Below are 25,730 nucleotides of genomic sequence, written 5' to 3'. Positions count from 1 at the left end.
TGGCATTAGGAAAGAACTGTGTAGCATAGGTGGGAGGCTTTGAAGCGTCGGCGCCAGCTGACGTGGAGCCATAGGTGAAATACCACCCTGTTGTTTTCTGATGTCTAACCTCGATCCATGAAACTGGATCAGGGACCCTCTGTGGCGGGTAGTTTGACTGGGGCGGTCGCCTCCTAAAGAGTAACGGAGGCGCGCAATGGTGGGCTCAGGACGGTTGGAAACCGTCTGTTAGAGTGCAATGGCATAAGCCCGCCTGACTGTGAGACTGACAAGTCGAGCAGAGACGAAAGTCGGTCATAGTGATCCGGTGGTCCCTCGTGGAAGGGCCATCGCTCAACGGATAAAAGGTACGCCGGGGATAACAGGCTGATAACCCCCAAGAGCTCATATCGACGGGGTTGTTTGGCACCTCGATGTCGGCTCATCACATCCTGGGGCTGGAGCAGGTCCCAAGGGTTTGGCTGTTCGCCAATTAAAGTGGTACGTGAGCTGGGTTCAGAACGTCGCGAGACAGTTTGGTCCCTATCTGCCGTGGGCGTCGAAATTTGAGAGGAGTTGACCCTAGTACGAGAGGACCGGGTTGAACATACCTCTGGTGTACCTGTCGTTCTGCCAAGAGCGCAGCAGGGTAGCTATGTATGGACGGGATAACCGCTGAAAGCATCTAAGCGGGAAGCCTCCCTCGAGATAAGATTTCATAGAGCCGTCAGAGACCATGACGTTGATAGATCGGATGTAGAAGTGGAGTAATCCATGGAGCTAACCGATACTAATTGCTCTATTCGCGCTTGAGAGTCCCACCATCAATGACAATCCTGGGTAAACCAGCATTGATCAGACGATGTGTCGGATGATTAAGAGCAACGCCTGATAAAACTACGTAACACATGGTAATGCGTGCATCGATTTTAAGGCGCTCCCTTTGCCGGGAGCGCCATGAGACCCAAATCCCGCCGTTCACCGGCTTCATTGCTTGGTGGCTATAGCGTCTGTGCCCCACCCGATCCCATCCCGAACTCGGCCGTGAAACCAGACTGCGCCGATGGTACTAGCACTTAAGTGCTGGAAGAGTAGGTCGTCGCCAGGCATTGTAGCCGGTGAACAGCGCGGATTTTATCTCAGAACCCATTCAAATGTCTCGCCCGTTAGGGCCGCGCGCCTCCGATTCGTCGGAGGCGTTTGCGTCTCTCCCGGATATACCGTTGACGCGGGGTGGAGCAGCCCGGTAGCTCGTCAGGCTCATAACCTGAAGGTCACAGGTTCAAATCCTGTCCCCGCAACCAACATCCTTTTCATAATCCGTCTCAGGAAATCCTGGGGCGGCTTTTTTTGCTCTTTTCTCGTCTGCGTCTCGATCCCACGACCGATCGGCTGACCGAAGGATCGAGTTATATCCACTCGGCGGGGCCTTGGCCGCAGCGACCAACCGGATCGGCGTTGGATCCAACGGCCCGGACGCGGCAGGCCACCTCGGACAATGCGGTCCCCGCACCTTTACGCGGTCTCACGCTCCCGGCAGCGCGATCTGGAAAAGTGTCGGCCAATTCTTGCCGGTCGCATAAAGTTTGTCGGCATCACGATCATATGCAATGCCGTTGGCCACCGAATCGCGGTCCGTGAGCGCAACCTGCGCGATCAAGGGGGTGAGATCGATGATCCCCTTGACCTTGCCCGACACGGGATCGATCCGCACGATGTAGCGCGTCATCCAGACGTTCGCGAGCAGTTCCCCACGGACAAATTCCAGTTCATTGAGGCGCTCGAGCGGGCGTCCGTCGATCGTCACGGTCAACCGCCGAACGACCTTTTGCGTCGCCGGATCGAGAAAGCGCAAAACCGGCGTCCCGTCCGACAGGATCAGATGATGGCCGTCGTCGGTCATCGCCCAGCCCTCTCCAGTGTAGCGGAAACCGCCGCTGCGTTTCAGCGCGGGCAGCGTCCAGCGAAATCCCTGGCCGCCATGCCACGTTACGCTGAACAACTGATTGCGCCACGCGACGATCCCTTCGCCGAACAGCGATGCGGCGATCTTCGCGCGCGCCAGAACGCGGCCGGTCTTCAGATCGACGCGCCGGATATCGGACTGCCCCTCGCGTCCCGTGCTTTCGTACAATGTGCCGCGATCGATCAGCAACCCTTCGGTGAAAGCCGAGGTGTCGTGTGGATAGGTCGCGAGAATCCGCGCCTGTTCAATCGGCGGGGGCGCAGGCGCGGGCGGTTCGGGCGTGGCCTGCAGCGCGAACGCCGCGAAAAGGAGGGCAGTGCGGATCATAACAACCGAACCAACGTAGCCGCCATTGCGATCCACGCCGGATCGGCAACCACTTGCTGGCGTGCGCCGGGGCCGAGCGGGAGCAAATGGAGCTTGCCGTCCTCGCGCCCGATCAGGCGCCCGAACAGAAAGCGCCCCACCGGGCGCGGGACGAGCACGTCGCGATTGAGCGCGCTGACGAACCGATCGGGTGCGATCCGCGTGCACCAAATTTCGTCGCCGGCGCGGTAATCACCCACCCCGGTCTGCACCGAGACGGCGACATGATCGGGCGTAGCAGTCGGCGCTACGATCGTGGCGGGGCGTTTGGGGGCATGCGCGCCGCTCGCGTCGAGCACGGCGGCCACCGCGATATCGGCGCGATCGGGCAAGGTCACGAGATCTGCCGCGCGCACGCCCAGCGCATCCGCGATGCGATTGAGCCAGCCGACCGATACGGTGCGCGTGCCGGTCTCCAACCGGCCGATCGTCTGCGCCGTGGTGGGGGGGATGCAGGCGCGCGCGACGTCGTCGAGCGTCATCCCCTTGGCGCGACGGACCTCGCGAATAGCAGTGATCATGGGCATTTTCCTAACCAGATCGGTTTTTCTCTGTCCTACAATTGCGCCGTCATGGCAATCGCCTTCGCGTATTGAAAGCGGGAGATGGTGCGATGCGAGACTTGGTGGAACGCGCAATGGACGGGAATGACATGCCGATCGGAAAGCGCGGTGCGCCGGCCCGCGCGCGGCGGAACGTCACGGTAAACCTCGCCGAATCGCCACTCGGCTGGCTGCGCGCGCACGCGCTGATCGATGCGCGGCAATTCGAGGCAGGCGAGCGGCTGCGGGCCGATTATGAGATGGCGGCATTGGGCCCGCGCGTGACGATGCAATGGGCCGCCCGCGTCGATGGCGGGGCGGCGGGCCTCGACCCGACGCTCGCGCAGATCGCCGCCAAGCGCCGCTTCGACGCCGCGACGGACGCAGTCGGGCGGGGCTTGCGCGATGTCCTGTGGCGCGTGGTGTGCGCGGGCGAGGGGTTGCCGGTGGCCGAAAAGGCGCTCGGCTGGCCCCAGCGCGCCGGCCGGATCGTCCTGACGCTGGCGCTCGACCGCTTGGGGGATCATTATGGGTTGGGATGACACAGGTGCTGAAACCTCCGCGGGAGGGCGTTGGCGTGGGCTCGGGCGTGGTCGTGGCGGTTGCGGCAGACGGAGCGCACCGGTTTGCCAAGCCGGTGCGCGACGCGATTTCACTCGTCGCCGGGATGGGTGTGGCGGGCGATGCCGATGCCGGGGTTACCGTACAGCATCGTTCCCGGATCGCGCGCGACCCGCGTGCGCCGAATTTGCGGCAAGTGCATCTGATCCATGCGGAGCTTTTCGCTGAGCAGGCCGCAGCCGGGTTCGACCTGACGCCGGGCAAAATTGGCGAAAATGTGCTGGTCCGCGGGGTCGGGTTGCTCGGGGTTCCGGTTGGAACCACGGTTCTGCTCGGCGCTGCGGCTGCGGTGACGATCACCGGCTTGCGCAATCCGTGCCGACAGTTGGAGGCGGTGCAGCCGGGCCTGATGGCGGCGTTGCTCGGCCGTGCGCCCGATGGCGCGTTGATCCGCAAGGGTGGGGTTATGGCCATCGTCGCCCGGGGTGGGGATGTGCGGCCAGGTGACACTGTGCGCGTGCTGTTGCCCGAGGGGCCGTTTCAAGCGCTTGCGCCGGTATAGGGTGAGGCCCGACCCGTCGATCAGAGAACCACGCCCTTGATCAAATCGTGCGAGACTGGCTGCCGCCGATCAGCATCGCCAGTGAGACCCGTTTGTGCCGTGTAGCTATAGGTCACCTTGCCGTATGCGAGCGAGATGCTCTCGGTCGGCAGATCGCCCGCACCGCCACCGATGCTGATGTTGCTGACGATGATATCCTCCAGATCGATCTGGAGGTAGAGGATTGCGGCTCCCTCCCCATCGCCGCGATAGCAACGCAGCGTCGCCTTGCCGATCTGCTTGCCGTTCCAGCAATATTTCAGCAGATCGTCGGTCGCGGCGTCGAGATATTTGGAGAAAGTGAAATCACCGTGATTGGCGTGTTCGACGGTGCCGCCACCCGCGCTGCTGCGCGTTGCCTTGGCCGGTTGGTTGAAGCTGTGGCTCCACGACAGGACATGAATTTCGCCGATATGCTCGGGATCGACCGACTCTCCGGTGATCGTCGGCTCTGCGAACTTCAGATACGTGTTGACGGCCATCGGGCGCGCTCCTTTGGCAACGGTTCGTGGATCCGACATGCCTATCAGGCATACGCCAGGCTAGGGAATTCTCGCGTACCGCGCGATAGGGCGTCGGGCTGATCCAACATCGGTAACGCTGGTCTCGCCTGCAGCGCTGCGGCATGATCGGCACACACCTGTCGGGAGCAAGCAATGTCGGTCAAGCGTGAGATGCTGGTGCGCAAGGACGCGCTGGAGCAATTGGCGATCAACGAAACGATCGCGCCGGAGTGCGCGGCGGGGGAGGTGTTGCTCACGGTCGAGGCGTTTGCCGTCACTGCGAACAACGTGACCTATGCCGTGGTCGGCGAGCAGGTCGGGTATTGGAACTTCTTCCCCGCACCCGAAGGCTGGGGGATCGTACCGGTGTGGGGCTATGCGCGGGTGGTCGCGTCGGCCGTGCCGGAAATCGCCATTGGAGAGCGGGTTTACGGATATCTGCCGATGGCATCGCATCTGATGGTGCAGCCCGGCAAGATCTCGGCCGGGCTGTTCCGCGACATGGCGGCGCATCGCCAGCCGATGAGCTCGGTCTATAACCAGTATCGCCGCCTCGCCGCCGACCCGGCGCATGATCCGGCGCGCGAAGACATGCGGATGCTGTTCGAGCCGCTGTTCCTGACGAGCTTCCTGATCGAGGACACTTTGCGCCGCGCGGGCTGGCATGGGGCGGACAGCGTGGTGATGACCAGCGCATCGAGCAAGACCGCGCTTGGCACTGCATATGTCTGCCGTGAGAGCAGCCCGATGGTGCGCCGGATCGGGCTGACCGGGGCGGGGAATGTCGCCTTCGTCGAGCGGACCGGATTGTATGACGCAGTGGTGGCGTATGATGCGCTGGAGACGCTGGAGCTGACGGGCAGCACGGTGGTGATCGATTTTGCCGGCAACATGGCGTTGTTGCAGGCGCTCTACGCGGCCCTGCCTGATCGCATGGCACAGTGCCTGCGCGTCGGCGTCACGCATCATGACGAACGCGGCGAGGGCGAAATGCTGCCGGGGCCGAAGCCGGTGTGGTTCTTCGCGCCCGATGCCGCGACGGCGCTGATCGGCGAAATCGGGCAGGATGGCTTCAATGCTGGCGTGGCGGCGCAGTGGCGCGGCTTCGTCGATACCGCGGCTGGACTGGTGCAGGTGGAGGAGGCGAGAGGGATGGACGCGTTACAGCGCGTTTGGCGCGGCCAGGTCGCGGGGCAGGCCAAGCCAGAAACCGGGTATATCGTGCGGATGTGACGGCAGCGGGGGCTTCCCGCGCGACCGCGCGACCGCGCTGTGCTGCGCTGATCGCGGCCGCGCAAAGCATGGTCGCGCAGAGCGGGTGAAGCCGCTATGGCGGCGGGCATGCGGTTCGACTTCATCAAATGCCATGGCTCGGGCAACGATTTCCCGATGATCGACGCGCGTGCGGTGTCGCTCGACGATGCGACCTGGGCGTGGGTCGCCGTGGCGCTCGCGGATCGCGCCGGTACGGTGGGGGGCGACGGGTTGCTCTTGCTCACCGCGGGCGACGACGCGCACGATTTCGGCATGCGCATGTTCAATGCGGATGGGAGCGAATCGGAGACTTGCCTCAATGGCCTGCGCTGCGTTGCGCGCGCCGGGTTTGCGGCGCTCGGGCTGGAGCGGGCGACGGTGCGGTTGAAGACGTCGCATGCCAGCGTTGCGCTCGATCCCGCGCTCGCACCGGGGGTGATGACGATCCGCGAAGTGGCGGGTCCGGTGGATCTCGACGTGGCGCATTGGCCGATGCGGACCGGCGCGGCGCAGGTGGTGGATGCGGTGATCCCCGAACTGGGCAGCAATCGCAGGTTCACGGCGGTGGCGATCCCGAATCCGCATCTGGTGAGCTTTGTCGATGCAGTCGACGAGGACGAACTCGTGATGCTCGGCGCCGGTTGCGAGGCGGCACCGGATTGGCTCCCCAACCGCGCCAATGTGTCGTTCGTCGAACTGCGCGGCGCCGACGCGCTGTTCGTGCGGACGTTCGAACGCGGGGTCGGGCTAACCGACAGTTGCGGCAGCGCGATGGCCGCATCGACCTACGCCGCGTGCCGGACCGGCCGGCTGGCGTTCGGAACGCAAGCGACGGTGTTCAACCGCGGCGGACTGGTGCGCGCCGAGGCCGCCGCAGATGGGATGGTGCGGCTGTCGGGCAATGCGACCTATGACTATGCCGGATCGGTCGAAATCGTCGGATCGGTTGCGGGCCCGGTGCAAATTACGCAGACCTTCGCCGTTGAGACTGCGGCCTGGCGGGCGGCAGTCGCGGCAATGGCTGACTGACCCATTGCCGCAACCGATCGCCAAGCGTATCGTTGAGGAAATGTAACATTCCCAGGAGGGTCTGCCATGCGTCTACTTTCGAAACTGGTTCCCGCTCTGGCGCTGGCATGCAGTGTCGCAGCCACGCCAGCGGTGGCGCAGACTCAGGCCGAGGAGCAGCGCTTCCAACAGGCGCAGCAGCGCTTCAACGGCGAACTGAACGCATTTCGTGCGGAATTCGATCGATATCAGCAAGCGCGCGCGCGTGGCTATCGCGACCCGCGTGGCGGATCGTATAATGATCCTCGCTACAATGACCCCCGTTACAATGATCCACGCTATAGTGATCCGCGGTATGACGATCGTGACGAGGCTGGATACGATCCTACGCGCTACTATCGTAACGACTCGCGCTATCAGGAGCGCGTTTTGACAAGTAATGATCGCGTCTATCGCGGAAGTGACGGGCAATATTATTGCAAGCGCAACGACGGTACGACGGGACTTATTGTTGGAGCGGTTGGCGGCGGGATCCTTGGGAATGTCATCGACGGCGGGCATTCGCGCGGCGTGGGGACGATCCTGGGCGCACTGGCGGGCGGGTTGGTCGGCAAGAGCGTCGATCAGAACAATGCGCAGGTGCGCTGCCGGTAAATCCGTCAGCGATCGTCGCGGCAGAACGCCTCGACCATATGCGCGGTCCTGTAGCCGCCGAGCGCGACCTGGCTGTCCTCTTCGCAGCCCGAATCGTGATCGTCGGGGCCGCGCGCATCCAGCAGGCGCGGCTTGATCGGCGTCACATCGCCTGAAAATCCGGAATCTCGTCATCGCCGCCGCTCAATTGCAGCCCCGGCGGCGCGGCCAAACGGCGCAGGCGGCAGGCGGCAGGCGACGGCTTTGCCGAGCACGTCGGCTTCGTAATGGCCGACACGCGTCCGCCTGCGTAGCGGGTGGGCGAATTCGTGGCGTGGTGGGGCGCGGAACGTGCTACCTCGGTCGAAAGGCTTATTGATCATGTATTTCGCATGTAAGCCCGGCCGATCTCGATTCTTCCGCTGGAGGGTTTGAAAGGCGGAAAGGGCAGCTATGCCTCTCACCCAAAAAGCGCCGGTCGATCTTGGTCTGAGCCTGGCCCTGGCGGTCGTCGCATCCTCGAATGCGCCGGTCTTGTTGCTCGACGAACATCGCCGCGTCGTGACGGCGAGCAATGCCTTCTGTCACGCCTTCGACTTGGATTGCACGACGATCGCCGGCAAGGACTTCGCCTCGCTCGGCGCGGGGGAATGGGCGATCCCGCAATTGCAATCGCTGCTGCGGGCCACGGCGGCGGGTCTGGCGGAGGTCAAGGATTATGAGTTCGACTTGACCCGCGAAGGGCAGGACACGCGTTGTCTTGTGCTGAATGCGCACAAGCTGAACTACGGCGATGGCGGTGCGATCCGGATGCTGCTGGCGATTTCGGATGTCACCGAAGCGCGGATCGCGCGGAAGCTGAACGAGGATCTGGTTCGCGACAAGGGCCTGCTGCTGCAGGAATTACAGCACCGTGTCGCCAACAGCCTTCAGATCATCGCGAGCGTGCTGATGCAGAGCGCGCGAAAGGTGCAGTCCGAAGAGGCGCGTGGGCATTTGCGGGATGCGCACAATCGCGTCATGTCGATCGCCGCCGTGCAGCGGCAGCTCGCGATTTCATCGGTCGATCGCGTCAAGCTGCAGCCCTATCTCAGCCAATTGTGCGACAGCCTTGGCGCGTCGATGATCCACGATCCCGAGCAGATCAGCATCACCGTCACGTCGGACGATAGCAGTGTCGCGGCGAATGTTTCGATCAGCCTTGGGCTTGTCGTCACCGAGTTGGTGATCAACGCGCTGAAACACGCCTTCCCCGATGATCGGCAGGGGCGGATCGTCGTCGGCTATGGCCGCAAAGGCGAGGACTGGACGCTGTCGGTCACCGATGATGGTGTGGGCATCCCGTCGGACTCGGATGCAGCAAAGGCCGGGCTGGGGACCAATATCGTCCAGGCGCTGGCAAAACAGCTTCAGGCCGAGATTTCGGTGGTCGATCAGAAGCCCGGCACTGCGGTCTCGCTGGAGCATGTCGCGTCTCGCATGGGGAAGGGCGGGGCGCCGATTGTTAAGCCGTCGGCGCTTTAGCTAGCCTGGAGCGTCCGGTGGCCGGTGCCGGGCAGGACAGCCTCCCACCCACGTCTGTAACCAAATCGGTAAAATGCGCTTGACATCGTCGCGCTGATTGGGTACATATCAGGAACGATGCAGAATTGCAATTGGGCCGGGGCGGCGACGCCTTTGGCCCTTTTTGCGTTCTGGCCGCGAGACGGGAGGCGCGAGACATGGCATTTCAGACGAGGAACCAGGCGGCGGCGGTTGTGCTGACCGCGACGCAGCCGCTGGCGCGCAAGGGCGGCAAGCGTGTGCGCTGGACCCGGCGAATGAAGGCGGAGTTTCTCGACACGCTGGCGGCGACGGCGAACGTGTCGCTGTCGGCGGCGGCGATCGGGGTCGATCCGGTCTCGGTCTATGCGCTGCGGCGGCGCGATCCGGCGTTTCTGGTCGAATGGGGCCTGGCGCTGGAGCAGGGGTATCAACTGATCGAGACGTTGCTGGTCGGGCATGTGCTGGCCAGTGGCGGTGCGACCGGCCCGCTGGCGCGCCCAGACGATCATCCGCCGATCGATTTTGATGCGGCGTTGCGTCTGCTCAACCAGCACCGCGCCGCCGTTACCGGGACCGGCCGAACCCGGCGCGGCGGGCCAACGCCGCAGCGGGCGAGCGATGATGAAACCAACGCGGCGATCCTCAAAAAGCTCGCCGCGATCGAGAAAGCGCGGGACGTGGCATGAGCCGGGAGAGCGACGCGGACATGCAACGCCGCATTCGGCGGCTTGAGGAGAATGAGCGCAAATCCTTGTTTCGCGCGCTGACCCGCGGGCAGCAGCGCAATTATGAAGATCGCTGGTCGATCTGGGCGCACGGCGGGCAGATCGCGCCGCCGGGCGACTGGCGGGTGTGGCTGATCCGGGCGGGCCGTGGCTTCGGCAAGACCCGCGCGGGGGCGGAGTGGATCAGCGAAATCGCCCGCACGACGCCCGATGCGCGGATCGCTTTGGTCGGGGCGACCGTGGAGGACGTGCGGCGCGTGATGATCGAGGGCGAGGCGGGGTTGCTGAAGGTGGCGCGGGTGGACGAGGCGGTGGATTATCGCAGCGGTGCGGGCGAACTGGTCTTCGCCAGTGGCGCGCGGGCGGCGATCTTCTCGGCGGCGGCACCGGAGAAGCTGCGCGGGCCGGAACATTGCGCGGCGTGGTGCGACGAGCTGGCGAAATGGCGCTATGGCGATGCGGCGTGGGACAATCTGATGCTCGGCTTGCGCATCGGCGATACGCCGCGCGCGGTGGTGACGACGACGCCGCGGCCGATCCCGCTGCTGCAGCGGATCATGACGATGCGCGACATGGTGGAGACGCGTGGGAGCAGCCATGACAATCCGCATTTGCCGGCGAGTTTCCTGGCGGCGATCGAGGCGCAATATGGCGGCACGCGGCTGGGGCGGCAGGAGATTGCGGGCGAGTTGCTTACGGATGTCGTTGGCGCGTTGTGGTCGCGCACGATGATCGAGCAGTGCCGCGTGAGCGCGTGTCCCGAGGTGGTGCGGACGGTGGTGGCGGTCGACCCCCCGGCGAGTGCCGAAGGCGATGCGTGCGGGATCGTCGCGGTCGCGCTGGGCGCGGACGGGCGCGGTTATGTGTTGGAGGATGCGAGCGTGGCGGGCCTGTCGCCGGAAGGATGGGCGCGCGCGGTGGTGCGGTGTGCGGAGCGGCACAAGGCCGACCGCGTGATCGCCGAGAAGAACCAGGGCGGCAATATGGTGGCGAGCGTGCTGTTCGCCGCCGATGCCGCGCTGCCGCTTGCGCTCGTCCATGCGTCACAAGCGAAGGTGGCGCGGGCCGAGCCGGTTTCGTTGTTGTACGAACGCGGCAAGGTCAGCCATGTCGGGGCGTTCCCGGATCTGGAGGACGAATTGTGCGGCTTCGTGATCGGCGGGAGGTATGACGGGCCGGGCCGGTCACCCGACCGGGCGGATGCGCTGGTATGGGCGCTGACCGAATTGCTGCTCCGCAAGCGGCGCGCGGTGCGGGTGCGGCAGTTGTGAGGTTGCATTCTACCGCCCCTCGCTGGAAGGGAGCGGGTAGGGGTGGGTCGGCCAGCGGTGGCGGATGACCTTTCCCCTCCCACCGACCCACCCCCAGCCCCTCCCTGCCAGGGAGGGGAGGAGAATGGCATGACCCCGCGCATCCTGATCGACACTGCCAGCATCCCCGGTGGGGCGGACATGCAGCTCTTCAGCCGCGGCGGCGATTTCATGATCGTGGTCGACCGCAATGAATTGATGAGCACGCGGATGAACGGGTCGGAGATCGCGCTGGCGACGCTGGCGCTGGAGCGGATCGCCGGGGTCAAAGCGCCCAAGGTGCTGATCGGCGGGTACGGGATGGGCTTCACGCTGCGCGCGGTGCTGGGCGCGGTCGGGCCGGGCGCGGTGGTGACGGTGGCCGAGCTGGTGCCCGAAATCATCGCCTGGGCGCGCGGGCCGATGGCGGCGGTGGCGGCGGGGTGCCTGGATGATCCGCGCGTGGTGGTGGTCGAAGGCGATGTCGCGGACGTCATCCGCGCGAACGGATTTGAGGGGGGCGGGTTCGATGCGATCCTGCTCGATGTCGACAATGGGCCGGACGGGCTGGTGCGCGCCGAGAATGACCGGCTCTATGCCCCGCGCGGGCTGGCGGTGGCGAAGGCGGCACTAGCGCCGGGCGGCGTGCTGGCGGTGTGGTCGGCCGGACCGGATGCGAAATTCGTGCGGCGGCTCGGCGCGGCGGGGTTTGCGGTCGAGGAAATTGCAGTGAAGGCGCGGACCAACGGGAAAGGCCCGCGCCACGTTATCTGGTTTGCAACGGTGCGCTGAGGCGCGTCGCTCCCAATAAAGGATACCATCATGAAAATGTTCGGCTGGAAAGCGGCCGGGCGCGAGGATTCGCGTCCGGCGCTGGAGTTTCGACGCGCGCGCTTTGCACAGGGCGCGGTGGGCGATGTTCCGATCGGGTATGAGGGGCAGATGCGCGCGCTGTTCCTGCGCAATGCCATCGCGCAGCGGGCGGTGCGGATGATTGCGGACGCAGTGGGCGATGCGCCGCTGTCTGCTGCGCCCGATCTGCTGGCGCTGGTGCGGGCGCGTTCGGCCGGGCAAGCGCTGACCGCGACGGTGGCGAGCCACGTGCTGCTGCACGGCAATGCCTATGTGCAGGTGCTGAGCGATGCGCGCGGCGACGTGGTCGAGCTGTTCGCGCTCAGGCCCGAGCGCGTGACGGTCGAGCCCGATGCGGGCGGCTGGCCGGTGGCGTATCGCTATACCGTGGGGACGCGATCGGTGCGGTTGCTGGCAGACGAACCGCGCCCGCAGATCATGCATATCAAGGCGTTCCACCCGCTCGACGATCATTACGGCCTGGGGTGTCTCGGCGCGGCGGCGGGGGCGATCGCGCTGCATAATGCGGCGGCGAACTGGAACACCGGCTTGCTCGACAATGCGGCGCGGCCGTCGGGGGCGCTGGTCTATGATCCGGGTGACGGATCGACGCTGTCGCGCGACCAGTTCGCGCGGTTGCAGGGGCAGATGGACGAGAGTTTCGCGGGCGCGCGCAATGCCGGGCGGCCGATGCTGCTGGAGGGCGGGCTCAAATGGCAGGCGCTGAGCATGACGCCCGCCGACATGGACTTTGCCGGCATGAAGGCGGCGGCGGCGCGTGAGATTGCGACGGCCTTCGGGGTGCCGCCGATGCTGCTCGGCCTGCCCGGGGATGCGACCTATGCCAATTACAAGGAGGCCAATCGCGCGCTGTGGCGGCAGACGGTCCTGCCACTGGCGGGGACGATCCTTTCAGCGCTTTCGCAAGGGCTGCGCGGGTGGTTCGAGGAGACGGGGATGCAGGTCGACCTCGACCGCGTGCCGGCGCTGGCCGAGGATCGCGAGCGATTGTGGGGGCAAGTGGGCGCGGCGGATTTCCTGAGCCGGGCGGAGAAGCGCGCGATGCTTGGGGTCGTTGAGCCCGCTCCTGCCGGAGCGGGGGCATGAGCGCCGGGACCGGTGCCTTGGGTGGCGGGGCGGTGCTGGCGCAATTGATGGCGCAAGGCGCGAGCGAGGGCGCGGACCTGACCACGCTGCGCGCGATTGCCGAGGAAGCGGGCGAGCTGGCGGCGGCGCGGGCGCTGGTGCGGCTGGGGTTGGATGATCCGGCGGCGGCGAAGGACATGGCCGAGCTGCGCGAGCTGCTCGGCGCGTGGCGCGATGCGAAGCGTTCGGTGTGGAAGGCGGTGCTGGGGTGGGTCGTGCGGATCGCGGGCGCGCTGGTGCTGACGGGGTTGGCGGCGAAGTTCGGCTTTTGGGATTGGGTGAAGTGAAATCCCCGCAGCAGATTTCCCCGCAAAGTGGTACTTTGCGGGGGCCCCAGGGATTGCGCTTCGCCGGATACGCCGCCGTGTTCGATTGCGTAGACCGGGGTGGGGATGTGATCCGGGCCGGGGCGTTCGGGGATGCGCCGCTCCCGGTGCCGTTGTTGTGGCATCACCACGGCGCGCCGATCGGCACGATCGAGCGGATCGCGCCCGATGCGCGGGGCTTGCGCGTGATCGGGCGGATCAACGATCCGCGCGTGGCCGGGCTGGTGCGGGGCGGGGCGGTGTCGGGGCTGTCGATCGGTTTCCGCGCGCGGGCGGCGGTGCGGGGGCGCGTGCGCGAGCTGACTGCGATCGAGCTGGTCGAGGTGAGCGTGGTGGCGCTGCCGATGCAACGCGCGGCGCGGGTGCTGGCGGTGGCGGATTAGCCGCCGGGGAAGCGGCTTTTCTATCAAAAATCGGTGTTTTCTTGGCCTGGGCGGCGGTGTCGCCCGGGCGTTTTGCTGTGGGAGACTGAGCATGAGCGACACCACGATCGAGGCGCTGGAGGCGAGCTTTGGCGCTGTTGAGACGGCGGGGGCGGTGGTGCGGCCGATGTTGGCGGGCGCGCGGGAGCCTTCGGGGGCGGCGTTCGAGGGGTTCCTGCGCTCCGGCGCGAGCGTCGAGATGAAGGCGTTTACCGGGGTCTCCGGTGACACGGGCGGCTTTGCCATTCCGCGCGAGATCGATGCCGAGATCGATGCCACGCTGAAGAGCATCTCGCCGATCCGATCGATCGCCAATATCGTGACGGTGGGGTCGGCCGGGTATCGCAAGCTGGTGACGACGGGCGGCACGCCGTCGGGCTGGACGGCGGAAACGGCGGCGCGGGCCGAGACGGGCACGCCCACTTTCGTCGAGATCGCGCCGCCGATGGGCGAGCTGTACGCCAATCCGAGCGCGAGCCAGGCGATGCTCGACGATGCGGTGTTCGATGTCGAGGCGTGGCTGGCGAACGAAATCGCGATGGAATTTGCCAAGGCGGAAGGGGCGGCGTTCGTCAACGGGAGTGGCACCAATCGGCCAAAGGGGTTCCTGCAGGCGCCGACCGCGAACACGGGCGATACGGTGCGCAGCTTCGGGACGCTGCAATATCTGGCGAGCGGCGCAGCGGGGGATTTTGCGGCGAACCCGCAGGATCGGCTGATCGACCTGGTGCAAGCGTTGCGCGGGCCGTACCGCCAGGGCGCGGCGTTCGTGATGAATGCCGCCACGCTGGCGCGGATCCGCAAGTTCAAGACGACCGACGGGCAATTCCTGTGGAGCCCGAGCCTGACCGCAGGGACGCCGGCGACCTTGCTCGGCTATCCCGTCATCGAGGCCGAAGACATGCCCGACATCGCGGCGAACAGCCTGTCGATCGCGTTCGGCAATTTCAAGGCGGGCTATCTGATCGCCGAGCGCAGCGAAACGGTGATCCTGCGCGATCCGTACACCAACAAGCCGTTCGTCAATTTCTACGCGACCAAGCGCGTCGGTGGGTGCGTGTCGAATTCGGAGGCGATCAAGCTGATGAAGTTCTCGGCTTCGTAACCCGACAGGCCCTCACCCTCCCACGACGCTTGCGCGTCGCGGGCCCCTCCCTCTCCCCCATGGGGGAGAGGGGCTTGGAGAAGATTCATGGCAGACCAGTTTTCGAATTCGGCCGATCAGGTATCGGCACCGGCGACGCGGGCGGTGGCGGTGGTGCCGCATGACAGCACTCCGCTGACCGATATTCCCAAGGCGCTGTACGTCGGCACCGGCGGCGACATTGCGATGCGCGGGGTGGGTGGCAGCGCGGACCAAATGTGGAAAAATGTCGCAAACGGCACGGTGCTGCCGTTCCGCGCGCAGTTCGTGCGGGCTACGGGCACGACCGCGGCTGATCTGCTGGCGCTGTACTGATGCACGCGATCGGTTTCGGGCCGCGCTTTACGGTCAATCGCGGCGGCAGCCCAAGCACGCTGTTCGATTTTTCGGGCGGGGTGCTGCCGCCGGGGGCGCGGTTGGCGCGGGCGAGTGCCGCTACGTGCACCGATGCGAGCGGCGCGGTCGTCGCGGTGGCAGCGGACGTGGCGCGCTTTGACCGGGATCCGGTGACGGGCGCTTTTCGCGGGCTGCTGATCGAGGCGGCCGGTGCCAATGTGATGGGTCGCAGCACCGACCGGACCGATAGCTATTGGTCCAAATCGACGCTGACCACGACCGCCGGGGCGCTGATCGAAACCGCCGCCAGTGGCACGCATTCGGTGCGGCAGGCGACGGGCGATGTCAGCTACGGCGCCGGCGAGACGATGACCGTGAGCGCGATCGTGGGGGAACGCAGCGGCTCCGCCAAACGGTATCTGGTGATGTCGATCGGCTCTGCGCCGACGTTCGCCACGGCGACCTTCGCCATTTTCGATGCCGCCAGCGGAACGGTGGCGATATCGGCCAATTGCACCGCCGCTGCCTATCCGGCGGGCGGTGGCGCGTGGCTGTGCGTCGTGACCGCAACGCCGCTGGCGGCAGCGAGCGGCCAACAGATCGTGCTGCGCCTGAACGCCTCCGCCGCGACCATTGCGAGCTATGTCGGGGACGGGACGAGCGGGCTGAACGTGACGCATGTGCAGATCGAGGCGGGTGCGGTGGCGACATCGCGGATCGTCACGGGGGCGGGCGTGGGGACGCGTGCGGCCGACGTGCTGACGCTCGACTGGCGTGCGCGCGGTGTGGCGGATGGCGTGATCGGCGTGCGCTATGGCTTTGACGACGGATCGAGCCAGGACGCGACGCTGAGCGTGGCAGGCGGCGTGGGGGTCGTGCCGGTGACGCTGGCGCGGCGTTGGATCAGGCGCGTGCAGAAACTCTAGCAGATTTAGCCCCGGGGGCGGAGACACGACATGATCGAGGATCAAGGGCCGGGCGTGGTTACGCTCGGGACGGAGGACCGTGCGCTGGCGGTGGCGGCGGTGAAGGCGATGTTGCGCGTGCAGCTCAGCGACGAGGACGTGCTGATCGCCGCCTTTGCGGAGACCGCGTTGGGGCTGTGCGAACAGTTCATCGGGCAAGTCGCGATTCGGCGGACGCTGCGGGAGCGGATGGCGGTGTCTGCTAGCTGGCGGCGGCTGGCGGCAGGGCCGGTGCGCGCGATTTCGGGCGTGGAAACGCTGGGCGGGGTGCCGCTGGCGGTCGCGGCCTATGCGATCGACGTGGATGCGGCGGGCGATGGCTGGGTGCGGGTCAGCGACGCTGGTGCCGACCGGCAGGTGGCGGCGGTGTTTGAGGCGGGCCTCGCGGCAGGCTGGGCGGATTTGCCGGCGCCGCTGCGCCAGGGTGTCGTGCTGCTCGCGGCCTATCTGTTCGACGAACGTGACACGGGCAGCGCGCCGCCGGTGGCGGTGACGGCACTTTGGCGGCCGTTCCGGCGCATGGCGCTTGGTGCGGCATGTTGAGCGCGCTGGAGGCCCGCGGGATCGCCGCCGCCGAGGCGGCAACCGACCGCGCGCGGGAGCGCGTGGCGGCTGCGCTGCGCATCGCCTTTCCGGGGGTGGAGGTGCTGGTGCAGGAGCGCGACATCTATCTGTCAGGTCGGCTCGATATCGACGACGCGCGGCTGCGCTGGCTCGGGAGGCAATTGCTGTGAGCGGGGCTGAAAGCGTGGTGCAGGCGGCGGTGCTGGCGGCGCTGCGCGGAATCGACGGGCTCAACGGGGTGTATCTCGCCCCGCCGGTCAAGGCGACGCCGCCTTATGCCGAGCTGGGTGACCTCCTGAGCGGCGATTGGAGCGTCAAGGACTGCGCCGGGCGTGAGCTGCGGCTGGCGGTGAGCGTGCGCGATGCGGCCGAGAGCAATGCGCGGGTGCAGACGCTGGCGGGCGCGGTGGGTGCGGCGATCGAGGCTTTGCCGCGCGATCTGGATGGCTGGCGGGTGGCGAGCGTGGTGCTGGTGCGCAGCCGCGTGCGCGGCGGGCCGCCGGGGCGGTGGGCGGCGATGGTCGAATATCGCGTGCGGGTGCTGGCTACAGAATAATGCGTGGCTCCACATCGTCACCCCGGCCTTGTGCCGGGGTCCACCGCGCCGAAAGCGTCGGAGTCGACATCGCATGCGCCGCTCGCCGCACGGTGGACCCCGGCACAAGCCTGTCCCGAGCTTCGTCGAGGGGGCCGGGGTGACGGATACATATTCGGTTCGCGGGACAATCGGACGGCTTTGAAGGAGAAAACCCATGAGTGCAGAACGCGGATCGGCCTTTTTGCTGAAGGTCGGGAATGGGGCGGTGCCGGTCGTCTATCAGACGGTGGCGGGGCTGCGGACGACGCAGTTGAGCATCAATGGCGAGCTGGTCGCGATCACGTCGAAGGATTCGGGCGGCTGGCGCGAATTGCTGTCGGGGGCGGGGGTGCGGAGCGTCAGCGTGTCGGGCGCGGGGATCTTTACCGGGTCCGCCGCCGAGGTGCGCGTGAAGGGCAATGCACTGTCGGGCGCGATCGATGAGTATCGGTTGAGTTTCGAAAGCGGCGAGACGCTGTCGGGGCGGTTTCTCGTCACCAAGCTCGATTATGCCGGGGATTATAATGGCGAGCGATCGTACACGCTGAGCCTGGAGAGCAGCGGGCCGGTGGTGAGCGCGTGAGCGCGCCCAATCCGGCGCCCAATCCGGCAAGGGGCGAGGCGTCGCTTCGGGTTGCTGGCGAGACGATCGTGTTGCGGCCGAGCTTTCAGGCGCTGGTTGCGGCGGAGCAGGAAGTGGGGCCGCTGTTCGCTTTGGTCGAGCGGGCGGCGGCGGGGGCTTTGTCGCTGGGCGAGATGGTCGCGCTGTTCTGGCATTGTCGGTTCGGCGCGCCTGAAGCGATCACGCGGGAGCAATTGGGCGAGGCGGTGGTGGGCGGCGGGCTGGCGGCGGCGACGCCGGTGTTGCGCGTGCTGCTCGGGCAGATTCTGGCGGGGCGGTGATGGAGCCCTTTTATTCCTCCCCCGGGAACCGGGGGAGGGGGACCGCTTGGCTCCTTCAGCCGAGTGGTGGAGGGGGCGGGCTGGACGCTACAACGGCCGTTGCTCCCCCTCCACCATTCGCTGAATGCTCATGGTCCCCCTCCCCCGCTGAAGCGGGGGAGGAGTTTAGTGGGCACGCCACGCGGCTCGCCGGGTTTGCAGGGGCGGTGCTGGGGTGGTCGCCGGACACGTTCTGGTGCTCAACGCCGGCTGAGCTCGCAGCGGTGGTGGCGGTGTTGCGGGGCGCTGATGATGCGGTCGAACCGCCCGATGCCGCCACTTTCCAGAAATTGCAGGAGGCGTTTCCCGATGGATGAGGAAATCGAACGGCTGGTGGTGGGCGTGCGCGCCGATACGGCGGGCTTTGCGCGCGACGTGGATGCGATGCGCGCGAGTCTGGACGGGCCGCTGGTGTCGGGGGTCGACCGGGCGGGGCGCGCGATCGAAAATGCGCTGGGCAAGGCTTTGCGGACCGGGAGCTTTGGCTTTGAGGATTTGCGCAAGGTCGCGCTGTCGGTGCTGAACGACATTGCTGCGGCGGCAGTGCGCAGCGGGTTGCAGGCGATTTTGGGCGGCGGCGGGGGCGGCGGCGGCGGCGGAGGATCGGGCGGCGGATTGCTGTCGATCCTGGGCAGCCTGTTCGGCGGCGCGCCAGGACGCGCGACCGGCGGGCCGGTGTCACCGCTGCGGCCGTATATCGTCGGCGAGCGCGGGCCGGAATTGTTCGTGCCGACCGCCAGCGGGAGCATCGTCGCGAGCGGTGGCGGGGGTGCGCGCGACGTGCGGGTGTCGATCACGGTGCAGGGCGGGGGGGAACCTTCGCAAGCGCTGGCGGCGTCGAGCCGGCAGGTGGCGCGGGCGGTGCGGGCGGCGTTGGTCGAATAATCCCTCTCCCGACGGGAGAGGGAGATTGGAGGTATCATGCCATTCTGGTTAGCATCCGAACGGACCGTGCAATCCGAAGGCGTCATCTCGCGCTTTGATCCGCGGTTCTGGACGGTTAATTTTCCGCGGCCGATGATGGCGGCGGTGACCACGACCGCAGCGGATACGCTGCGGGTCGATGCGGTGTTTTATACCGCGGGCGATCTGGCGGGGTTGATCTGGGAGGCGGAGGATCGCTTCGATCATCCGTTGCTGAAGTATGAGACGGCGCGCGATTTTCGGGGGTGTCGGTTGTCGTTCCGGTGGCGATCGGGCGGGGTGATCGCGCTCGATGCCGTCAATGGCCCGGTGCTGACGATCGAGGGGCGCGATGCCGCGGGGGCGGCGCGGGCGTGGTATGTGCGGTTGTGGAACTATGCGGACGGGTCGCCCGAGGATGCGGTCGTTTCGCTTGATTTCGCGGCGATCGACGGCGGGTTTTTGCTGCCGGGTGAGGCCGATCCGGTGTGGGCGGGGGATGTCGACCGGATGTTCGTGTCGCTGGTGCCGCCGGGGTTCGTGGCCGGTGGCAGCGCTCCGCTCGCCGCGCCGGTCGAGGCCTGGGCCGAGCTTTCGGACATCGTCTGCGACGGGCCGGGGGCGGTGCTGGCGATTGGCGATGTGGTGGTGCCCGAACATGGGCTGGAGATCGCCAGCGGCTATGATGATTCGTACAATCTGACGCCTGCTCGGTTGCTCCGGAACGCGCTGTTGCTCGGCTATCGCGGGAGCATCGTGCATTATGTCGGGATGAGCCATTATTTGCGGCTCGAGGCGAATTCGGGCGGTTTTTACGCGAGCTTGGGCGGCGGTGCGCTGAATGTCGCGGCGGCGGCGTGGCAGCGTGACTTTGCCGAACGGGCGCGGGCGCTGGGCTATAACGTGATCTGGTCGCTCAGTTACGAACTGTTCGACGCGCATTGCTGGGGTGATTGGAAGCAGCGGGCGTGGGATGGATCGCCCGCGGTGACCGGGTGGGAGCCGCCGTCGACCTTGCTGTCGCCCGCCTCGGTTGGGGCGATGGCGTATCTGCGTGCGGTGGCGGCCGAGCTGATCGGGATTGCGGTCGCGGCGGGGCTGGCCCCGAAGTTCCAGGTCGGCGAGCCGTGGTGGTGGGTGATGCCGGATGGTCGGCCGTGCCTGTACGATGATGCGGCGCGGGCGGCGTTTGGTGGCGCGCCGGTGGAGATTGCGCGCGTGCAGTTGGTCACCACTGCGGCGCAGCGCGCTTTGTTGGATGCGGCGGGCGTCTTGCTGGCGGAGTCGACGGCGGCTTTGGTCGCGGCGGTGCAGGTGGTGGCGCCCGCGGTCGAGACGCATCTGCTGGTGTATTTGCCAAGCGTGCTCTCCAGCGATGCGCCCGAGGTGGCGCGGGCGAATGTGCCGCTGGGCTGGGCGGCCCCGGCGTTCGATGTGCTGCAGCTTGAGGATTATGATTTCGTCACCGCTGGCAATGTCGCGGGGACCGCGCGTAGCGTTGCGGCGGCGCAGGCGCGGTTGGGCTATGCGACGGCGGATACGCACTATTTTTCGGGCTTCGTGCTGCGGCCCGACCAATTTGCCGATTGGCGCGAGATCGATGCTGCGGCGGAGGCGGCGCGGGGACGGGGTGTTCCTCGCGCCTTCATCTGGGCGCTGCCGCAAGTGTTGCGCGACGGGTTCGTGCATTTCGATGTTGAGGAGAGCGACGTGCAGGCGTTCGACGATGTGCTGTTCCCGCTGGCGCTGGGGCGTGAGGCGGAGGTGAGTCCGGAATTCTCGACCGCGATCGTGACGAGCGGCGGTGGGCATGAGGCGCGCAACGCGAGCTGGGCCGAGGCGCGGACCCGCTACGATGTTGGGCCGGGGGTGCGGTCCGAGGCGGATATTGCTGCGTTGCTGGCGTTTTTTCGCGCGCGGATGGGGCCAGCGCGCGGGTTTCGGTTGCGCGATCCGTTCGATTTTTCGTCCGGCGGCGCGGTGCCGGGGGCGGCGGATCAGGTGCTGGGCGTGGGTGCTGGGGTGCGCGTGCGTTTCGCTTTGGTGAAGGCTTACGGGGACACGTCCCGGCGGATCACGCGGCCGGCTGCGGGGAGCGTGCGGGTGGCGGTGGGGGGCGTGGAGACGTCGGCGTTCACGGTGGTGGCGGGCGGGTTCATCGAGCTCGACCTGGCACCGGCGGCGGGCGTGACCGTCAGCGCGGGGTTCCTGTTCGATGTGGCGGTGCGCTTTGCCGAGGACCGGCTGAGCGTCAATCGCGCGACCTTCCTGGCGGGCGCGGCGGCGGCGGTGCCGCTGGTCGAGGTGCGGGAGTAGCCTTCTCCCTCTCCCCCGGCGGGGGAGAGGGTACCGCAGCTTGGCAGCTTGCTGCCTAGCGAAGGTGGGGAGAGGGGGCGAGGCGGGCCCATGGCCCGCGCGGCGCGATGGCGCCGCATCACCCCTCTCCCAGCTACGACTAGGGCCCGCTGAAGAAGCGAACCCAAGTCTTCGCAACCCTCTCCCCTAAGTAGGGGCGAGGGAGAAAGGGCTTTTTATGACCTTCCTCCACGGCCCCCTGACCACGATCGCCTTGTGCTGGCGGATCGAGCGGCGGGATGGGGTGGCGATCGGGTTGACCGATCATGACCGTGATTTGCTGATCGACGGGCTGGTGCATCGCGCCGCGCCGGGGATGACGCCGTCGGCGATCAAGCGCGGCGACGGGCTCGATGCCGATACGATGGATATTGCAGGGGCGCTGACCAGTGCGGCGATCGGGGAGCGGGATTTGCTGGCCGGGCGCTGGGATGGGGCGCGGGTGGCGTTGTTTGCGGTCGATTGGACGGGGGCGGAGCCGGACAGGGTCGCGCTGGGCGAGGGGGTGATCGGCGCGGTCGAGACCGATCGCGGCGCGTTCACTGCGGAACTGCGCGGAAGTGCGGCGGCGCTGGAGCGGCCGGTTGTAGAGGCGACCTCGCCCGAATGCCGCGCCGAGCTGGGCGACCGGCGGTGCCGCGTCGCGATGGCGGGGCGGCGGCGGGTGGTGCGCGTTGTGGCGTGTGTCGAGCGCGTGCTGACGCTCGATACCGCAGAGCCGAGCGCCAATGCGTATGGCGCGGGGTTGCTGCGCTGGATCGGGGGCGCGAATTCGGGGCTGGAGAGTGCGGTGTCGCGGTCCGATGGCGCGACGGTGACGTTGCGCGCGGACGCGGCGCTGCCGGTCGCGGCGGGCGATCTGGTGGAGCTGATCGAGGGGTGCGACAAGAGCCTGGCGACGTGCGCGGCGCGGTTCGGCAATGCGGTGAATTTCCGGGGCGAGCCGTATTTGCCGGGGATCGATCTGCTGACGCGGTATCCGGGGGCATGACGGGCGCCGAGCGCGCGGTGGAGGCGGCGCGCGGGGCGGTGGGCACACGGTTTCGGGTGCACGGGCGTGACCCGGTGTTCGGGCTGGATTGCGTCGGGCTGGCGGCGCTGGCGATGCGGGCGGCGGGATATCGTGGCGATATCCCGGCCGATTACGCGCTGCGCGGTGGGGATGCGGCGATCCTGGCGGCGCGGCTGGATGCCAGCGGGCTGGTGCGCGGCGATGCGCCTTGGCCGGGCGATCTCGCGCTGTTCGCGTGCGACGTGACGCAATTTCACATGGCGGTGATCGTGCCGGGCGGGATCGTCCATGCCGATGCCGCCTTGCGCCGCGTGGTCGAGCGACCGGGCGCAGCGCCGTGGCCGATGCTCGGCTGCTGGCGCGTGATCGGGGATTAAGGGAGCGGCGCGATGGCGACTTTGGTGTTGACGATGATCGGCAGCGTGGTGGGCGGGCCGATCGGCGGCGCGATCGGTGCGACGATCGGCAATGCGATCGACCGCGACATCCTGTTCAAGCCCAAGGGCCGCGAAGGGCCGCGGCTGACCGAGCTGAAGCTGCAGACGTCGAGCTATGGCACGCAAATCCCGCGGCTGTTCGGCACGATGCGGATCGGCGGGTGCGTGATCTGGGCGACCGACCTGATCGAAAGCCGGGCGACGAGCAGTTCGGGCAAGGGACAGCCGAGCACGACCAATTACAGCTATTCGGCATCGTTTGCGGTGGCCTTGTCCGCGCGGGCGATCCTTGGGGTCGGTAGGATCTGGGCGGACGGCAAATTGCTGCGGGGGAGCGGCGGGGACTTCAAGAGCGCGACGGGGTTCCGGTTGCATGTGGGGGGCGAGGCGCAAGATGTGGATCCGCTGATTGCGGCGGCGGAAGGGGCCGGGCTGACCCCGGCGCATCGTGGGATCGCTTATGCGGTGTTCGAGCATTTTCAGCTCGCCGATTATGGCAACCGCATTCCGTCGCTGACGTTCGAGGTGATCGCCGATGCGGGGCCGGTGACGGTCGGGACGATTGCCGCCGACCTGTCCGATGGTGTGATTGCCGGGGGCGAAGCGGGGCAATTGCTCGGCGGATTCGCGGCATATGGCGACAGCGTGCGCGGCGTGGTCGAGACACTCGCGGTGGCGGGCGGGGCGTGGTTCGCGCCTGCGGACGGCGGAGTTCGGATGCGCGCCGGGCTGGCCGTCGAGCGCGCAATTGCCGATAGCGAGACGATTGCGGACGGATCTGCGCGCAGCAAGCAAGGGCGCGCGATCGCTGCGCTGGAGACGGTGCCGCGCAGCGTAATGCTGGCGCATTACGACCCGGCGCGCGATTTCCAGACCGGGATGCAGCAAGCGCGACGCCCCGGGGCAGGCACGCGCGAAGAGCGGATCGACATGCCGGCCGCAATCGACGCGGGGAGCGCCAAGACGATGGCGGAGGCGGCGCTGTCGCGCGCCGAGGCGGGGCGCGAGCGGCGGACGCTCACGCTCGGCTGGGAAGCGCTGGACATATTGCCGGGGGCGTCTGTCACGATTGCCGGAGGGGCTGGCGTCTGGCGCGTTTCTGGCTGGTCGTTCGAGCGTAGCGTCGTCCGCCTGGACTGCGTGCGCCTGGCGACCGGGACGCTGGCTGTCGCGGGAAGCGCGGGCCGCGTCCTGTCCGCCCCCGATGTGGTGAGCGGCGAGACCGTGCTCGCCGCGTTCGAGGCGCTGCCGCTCGACGATTCGCTATTGCGCGCGCCGCGGGTCACGGTGGTGGCTGCGGGAACGACGCCCGGGTGGCGGCGAGCAGCATTGTCGTACAGCGTTGATGGGGGGATGCGCTGGAACACGCTCGGTGCGACGGCAGCCCCAGGGGTGATCGGACAGATCGTTACGGTACCCGTATCATCGCCAGCGGCGATCATCGACCGGCTACAGGCATTCGAGGTCGAATTGGCGCATGCCGAGATGAGTTTGGCGGGTGCCGATCCCGGCGCGATTGATGCCGGCGCGAATCTTGCGCGGGTCGGCAAGGAACTGCTGCAATTCGGCGTGGCCGAGCAAATCGACGTGACGCGCTGGCGGTTATCGCATTTGTGGCGTGGGCGGCGCGGGAGCGAGGCGGCGATCGGCACGCAAGCGATCGGTGACCGCTTTGCACTGATCGAGGCCGAATCGGTCCTGTCGCTCGATCTTCCGCTGTCCGCGCTTGGCGGCGAGCTACGGATCATGGCGTCGGGTCCGGGGGATGTCGCGGGGCCAGTCGAGGTTCGTGTGGCGGTGCGCGGCCACTCGATTTTGCCGCCGTCACCCGTCGGGCTGCGCTGGCGCGAGACCGGCGATGGCGATGCTGCAGTGCAATGGCTGCGACGCAGCAGAATCGGCTGGCGCTGGATCGACGGCGTCGATGCGCCGCTGGGCGAAGAGCGCGAAGCGTATCGCGCCGTTCTGCTGCGCGACGACGGCAGCGCGCGCACGATCGAGACGGTCGCGCCAATGTTGCTGGTGTCGCGAGCGGACCGCGTGGGTGGCGTGACGCTCACGATGCGACAGGTCGGCGCGCTTGGCGAATCGGCGGCTGCGACGATTCGAATCCCCGATTGGGCAGAGTAAGGAGACCGAGTGTGAGCGACGAAACCAGCGTGCGCCTGGGGCTGCCCTTGTTGCAGACCGGGCAGGCACAGAAGGAAATGACCTATAACGAAGCGCTGACGCTGCTCGATTTTGCGGTGCAGCCGGTGGTTGAGGCAGTCGGTGTCGATACGCCGCCGGCGGCGCCTGCGCCGGGCGCCTGTTGGGTGGTCGGCCCGACCCCCAACGGGGCCTGGACCGGGCAGGCCAATGCGATCGCCGGGTGGAGCGCGGGCGGCTGGCGCTTTATCGGTGCGGACGACGGCATGGCCGCGTGGAGCCGCGCGGATGACGCGATTGCGCGCTTTTCCGGCGGTGAATGGACGGTCGGCCGCCTGAGCGGAACGCAGGTGGTGGTGGCCGCGACCAAGGTGGTTGGCACACAGCAAAGCGCGATCTCGACGCCGTCGGGGGGCAGCGCGCCTGACACCGAAGCACGCATAGCGATCACCGCGATTCTTGCTGCACTGCGAACACATGGGCTGATCGCGACCTGACCCTGGAGCGAGGGCTGACGCTTCCCCCGTCGCTGTGGCCGATCGGCCACAGGGCATGTATTTGTGCGCTTGCGTGGAAACCAAGCATTAGGTAGGGAGTTAGCGCTGTCCGAGTGACAACCAGAAGAAGGG

At 67.1% G+C, this 25,730-nt stretch carries 32 protein-coding genes, 1 tRNA gene and 2 rRNA genes (1 of these 35 only partly in view); 30 read left to right on the top strand and 5 right to left on the bottom strand.

What is annotated here, in order from left to right; translation table 11 throughout:
- From HMP06_RS12065 to HMP06_RS12055, 3 genes are all read left to right on the top strand, one after another.
- Window positions 1-793: ribosomal RNA gene (locus HMP06_RS12065) — 23S ribosomal RNA — on the top strand; it begins 2,002 nt to the left of the window's first position.
- A gap of 179 nt (window positions 794-972) precedes the next feature.
- Window positions 973-1,087, top strand: a 5S ribosomal RNA gene (gene rrf / locus HMP06_RS12060).
- Between the two features lie 119 nt (window positions 1,088-1,206).
- Window positions 1,207-1,283, top strand: a tRNA-Met gene (locus HMP06_RS12055).
- A gap of 221 nt (window positions 1,284-1,504) precedes the next feature.
- On the opposite strand, the gene HMP06_RS12050 is transcribed toward HMP06_RS12055, so the two are convergent.
- Together HMP06_RS12050 and HMP06_RS12045 are read right to left on the bottom strand one after the other, a co-directional pair.
- A complete protein-coding gene (locus HMP06_RS12050; protein ID WP_176497292.1) occupies window positions 1,505-2,272 on the bottom strand; it encodes a glutaminyl-peptide cyclotransferase in 768 nt (255 codons plus the stop codon).
- Window positions 2,269-2,832 carry a helix-turn-helix domain-containing protein gene (locus tag HMP06_RS12045; RefSeq protein WP_176497291.1) on the bottom strand — a complete coding sequence of 188 codons (564 nt, stop codon included), beginning with the start codon at window positions 2,830-2,832 and terminating at the stop codon, window positions 2,269-2,271. Before HMP06_RS12045 ends, HMP06_RS12050 begins: the two co-directional genes overlap by 4 nt.
- 92 nt (window positions 2,833-2,924) lie before the next feature.
- Here HMP06_RS12045 and HMP06_RS12040 point away from each other — a divergent pair, with 92 nt between their 5' ends.
- Together HMP06_RS12040 and HMP06_RS12035 are read left to right on the top strand one after the other, a co-directional pair.
- Complete coding sequence (locus HMP06_RS12040) at window positions 2,925-3,395, top strand: DUF6456 domain-containing protein (protein ID WP_176497290.1); 471 nt, start codon at window positions 2,925-2,927, stop codon at window positions 3,393-3,395.
- A gap of 5 nt (window positions 3,396-3,400) precedes the next feature.
- Window positions 3,401-3,976 (top strand): MOSC domain-containing protein, encoded by a 576-nt coding sequence (locus HMP06_RS12035; RefSeq protein WP_232089644.1) that lies wholly within the window; start codon window positions 3,401-3,403, stop codon window positions 3,974-3,976.
- Between the two features lie 20 nt (window positions 3,977-3,996).
- Here HMP06_RS12035 and HMP06_RS12030 read toward each other — a convergent pair whose 3' ends face one another.
- Window positions 3,997-4,497 carry an Hcp family type VI secretion system effector gene (locus HMP06_RS12030; RefSeq protein WP_176497288.1) on the bottom strand — a complete coding sequence of 167 codons (501 nt, stop codon included), beginning with the start codon at window positions 4,495-4,497 and terminating at the stop codon, window positions 3,997-3,999.
- A gap of 174 nt (window positions 4,498-4,671) precedes the next feature.
- Here HMP06_RS12030 and HMP06_RS12025 point away from each other — a divergent pair, with 174 nt between their 5' ends.
- From HMP06_RS12025 to HMP06_RS12015, 3 genes are all read left to right on the top strand, one after another.
- Window positions 4,672-5,751, top strand: coding sequence for a DUF2855 family protein (locus HMP06_RS12025; protein WP_176497287.1), 1,080 nt, complete (start codon window positions 4,672-4,674; stop codon window positions 5,749-5,751).
- 108 nt (window positions 5,752-5,859) lie between these two features.
- Window positions 5,860-6,801 (top strand): diaminopimelate epimerase, encoded by a 942-nt coding sequence (gene dapF / locus HMP06_RS12020; RefSeq protein WP_176497286.1) that lies wholly within the window; start codon window positions 5,860-5,862, stop codon window positions 6,799-6,801.
- A 66-nt stretch (window positions 6,802-6,867) separates the two neighbouring features.
- Window positions 6,868-7,434 carry a glycine zipper 2TM domain-containing protein gene (locus HMP06_RS12015; RefSeq protein ID WP_176497285.1) on the top strand — a complete coding sequence of 189 codons (567 nt, stop codon included), beginning with the start codon at window positions 6,868-6,870 and terminating at the stop codon, window positions 7,432-7,434.
- 5 nt (window positions 7,435-7,439) lie between these two features.
- Here the strand turns inward: HMP06_RS12015 and HMP06_RS12010 are convergent, their stop codons facing one another.
- Entirely contained in the window at window positions 7,440-7,580 is a 141-nt protein-coding gene (locus HMP06_RS12010; RefSeq protein WP_176497284.1) for a hypothetical protein, read from the bottom strand.
- Window positions 7,577-7,711: a hypothetical protein gene (locus HMP06_RS17985; protein ID WP_269473374.1), complete on the bottom strand. Its 135-nt coding sequence runs from the start codon at window positions 7,709-7,711 to the stop codon at window positions 7,577-7,579. The genes HMP06_RS12010 and HMP06_RS17985 overlap by 4 nt, the downstream gene beginning before the upstream one ends.
- 155 nt (window positions 7,712-7,866) lie before the next feature.
- Here HMP06_RS17985 and HMP06_RS12005 point away from each other — a divergent pair, with 155 nt between their 5' ends.
- The 22 genes from HMP06_RS12005 to HMP06_RS11900 all read left to right on the top strand — a co-directional run bounded on the left by HMP06_RS12005 (window position 7,867) and on the right by HMP06_RS11900 (window position 25,598).
- On the top strand, window positions 7,867-8,937 hold the full coding sequence (locus HMP06_RS12005; RefSeq protein ID WP_176497283.1) for a sensor histidine kinase: 1,071 nt from the start codon (window positions 7,867-7,869) through the stop codon (window positions 8,935-8,937).
- 197 nt (window positions 8,938-9,134) lie between these two features.
- Window positions 9,135-9,644 (top strand): hypothetical protein, encoded by a 510-nt coding sequence (locus tag HMP06_RS12000; RefSeq protein WP_176497282.1) that lies wholly within the window; start codon window positions 9,135-9,137, stop codon window positions 9,642-9,644.
- Window positions 9,641-10,954 (top strand): DNA-packaging protein, encoded by a 1,314-nt coding sequence (locus tag HMP06_RS11995; protein ID WP_232089643.1) that lies wholly within the window; start codon window positions 9,641-9,643, stop codon window positions 10,952-10,954. The genes HMP06_RS12000 and HMP06_RS11995 overlap by 4 nt, the downstream gene beginning before the upstream one ends.
- A gap of 129 nt (window positions 10,955-11,083) precedes the next feature.
- Window positions 11,084-11,764, top strand: a complete 681-nt coding sequence (locus HMP06_RS11990) for a spermidine synthase (RefSeq protein ID WP_176497281.1) — start codon at window positions 11,084-11,086, stop codon at window positions 11,762-11,764.
- A 30-nt stretch (window positions 11,765-11,794) separates the two neighbouring features.
- Window positions 11,795-12,931 carry a phage portal protein gene (locus HMP06_RS11985; protein WP_176497280.1) on the top strand — a complete coding sequence of 379 codons (1,137 nt, stop codon included), beginning with the start codon at window positions 11,795-11,797 and terminating at the stop codon, window positions 12,929-12,931.
- Entirely contained in the window at window positions 12,928-13,257 is a 330-nt protein-coding gene (locus HMP06_RS11980; protein ID WP_232089642.1) for a DUF6127 family protein, read from the top strand. Before HMP06_RS11985 ends, HMP06_RS11980 begins: the two co-directional genes overlap by 4 nt.
- Entirely contained in the window at window positions 13,254-13,679 is a 426-nt protein-coding gene (locus HMP06_RS11975; RefSeq protein WP_332103000.1) for an HK97 family phage prohead protease, read from the top strand. Before HMP06_RS11980 ends, HMP06_RS11975 begins: the two co-directional genes overlap by 4 nt.
- A gap of 91 nt (window positions 13,680-13,770) precedes the next feature.
- Complete coding sequence (locus HMP06_RS11970) at window positions 13,771-14,823, top strand: phage major capsid protein (protein WP_176497278.1); 1,053 nt, start codon at window positions 13,771-13,773, stop codon at window positions 14,821-14,823.
- Window positions 14,824-14,910: 87 nt separating this feature from the next.
- Window positions 14,911-15,177 (top strand): spike base protein, RCAP_Rcc01079 family, encoded by a 267-nt coding sequence (locus tag HMP06_RS11965; RefSeq protein WP_176497277.1) that lies wholly within the window; start codon window positions 14,911-14,913, stop codon window positions 15,175-15,177.
- Window positions 15,177-16,124, top strand: coding sequence for a phage head spike fiber domain-containing protein (locus tag HMP06_RS11960; RefSeq protein WP_176497276.1), 948 nt, complete (start codon window positions 15,177-15,179; stop codon window positions 16,122-16,124). The genes HMP06_RS11965 and HMP06_RS11960 overlap by 1 nt, the downstream gene beginning before the upstream one ends.
- Before the next feature lie 30 nt (window positions 16,125-16,154).
- The gene (locus tag HMP06_RS11955; protein WP_176497275.1) at window positions 16,155-16,706 is read left to right on the top strand and encodes a head-tail connector protein; all 552 of its coding nucleotides are present in this window, start codon (window positions 16,155-16,157) and stop codon (window positions 16,704-16,706) included.
- Window positions 16,700-16,897 carry a hypothetical protein gene (locus HMP06_RS11950; protein WP_176497274.1) on the top strand — a complete coding sequence of 66 codons (198 nt, stop codon included), beginning with the start codon at window positions 16,700-16,702 and terminating at the stop codon, window positions 16,895-16,897. The genes HMP06_RS11955 and HMP06_RS11950 overlap by 7 nt, the downstream gene beginning before the upstream one ends.
- Window positions 16,894-17,283: a DUF3168 domain-containing protein gene (locus HMP06_RS11945; RefSeq protein ID WP_232089641.1), complete on the top strand. Its 390-nt coding sequence runs from the start codon at window positions 16,894-16,896 to the stop codon at window positions 17,281-17,283. Before HMP06_RS11950 ends, HMP06_RS11945 begins: the two co-directional genes overlap by 4 nt.
- A 196-nt stretch (window positions 17,284-17,479) precedes the next feature.
- Window positions 17,480-17,887 (top strand): phage major tail protein, TP901-1 family, encoded by a 408-nt coding sequence (locus HMP06_RS11940; RefSeq protein ID WP_176497273.1) that lies wholly within the window; start codon window positions 17,480-17,482, stop codon window positions 17,885-17,887.
- Entirely contained in the window at window positions 17,884-18,207 is a 324-nt protein-coding gene (locus tag HMP06_RS11935) for a gene transfer agent family protein (protein ID WP_176497272.1), read from the top strand. The genes HMP06_RS11940 and HMP06_RS11935 overlap by 4 nt, the downstream gene beginning before the upstream one ends.
- Complete coding sequence (locus tag HMP06_RS18035; RefSeq protein WP_332102999.1) at window positions 18,207-18,563, top strand: phage tail assembly chaperone; 357 nt, start codon at window positions 18,207-18,209, stop codon at window positions 18,561-18,563. The genes HMP06_RS11935 and HMP06_RS18035 overlap by 1 nt, the downstream gene beginning before the upstream one ends.
- Window positions 18,556-19,131, top strand: a complete 576-nt coding sequence (locus HMP06_RS11925) for a tail tape measure protein (RefSeq protein ID WP_176497271.1) — start codon at window positions 18,556-18,558, stop codon at window positions 19,129-19,131. Before HMP06_RS18035 ends, HMP06_RS11925 begins: the two co-directional genes overlap by 8 nt.
- Before the next feature lie 36 nt (window positions 19,132-19,167).
- Complete coding sequence (locus tag HMP06_RS11920) at window positions 19,168-21,465, top strand: DUF2460 domain-containing protein (protein WP_176497270.1); 2,298 nt, start codon at window positions 19,168-19,170, stop codon at window positions 21,463-21,465.
- Between the two features lie 217 nt (window positions 21,466-21,682).
- Complete coding sequence (locus HMP06_RS11915) at window positions 21,683-22,495, top strand: DUF2163 domain-containing protein (RefSeq protein ID WP_176497269.1); 813 nt, start codon at window positions 21,683-21,685, stop codon at window positions 22,493-22,495.
- Window positions 22,492-22,893 carry a peptidoglycan endopeptidase gene (locus HMP06_RS11910; protein WP_176497268.1) on the top strand — a complete coding sequence of 134 codons (402 nt, stop codon included), beginning with the start codon at window positions 22,492-22,494 and terminating at the stop codon, window positions 22,891-22,893. Before HMP06_RS11915 ends, HMP06_RS11910 begins: the two co-directional genes overlap by 4 nt.
- Window positions 22,894-22,905: 12 nt before the next feature.
- Window positions 22,906-25,083: a phage tail protein gene (locus HMP06_RS11905; RefSeq protein ID WP_176497267.1), complete on the top strand. Its 2,178-nt coding sequence runs from the start codon at window positions 22,906-22,908 to the stop codon at window positions 25,081-25,083.
- 11 nt (window positions 25,084-25,094) lie between these two features.
- The gene (locus HMP06_RS11900) at window positions 25,095-25,598 is read left to right on the top strand and encodes a DUF2793 domain-containing protein (RefSeq protein WP_176497266.1); all 504 of its coding nucleotides are present in this window, start codon (window positions 25,095-25,097) and stop codon (window positions 25,596-25,598) included.
- Window positions 25,599-25,730: the final 132 nt, after the last annotated feature.

Origin of the sequence: Sphingomonas sp. HMP6 (assembly GCF_013374095.1) — a bacterium.
In the GTDB taxonomy this organism is placed as follows: domain Bacteria; phylum Pseudomonadota; class Alphaproteobacteria; order Sphingomonadales; family Sphingomonadaceae; genus Sphingomonas.
The sequence above is the reverse complement of the archived record's forward strand: the minus strand, read 5'-3'. Positions and strand labels throughout refer to the sequence as shown.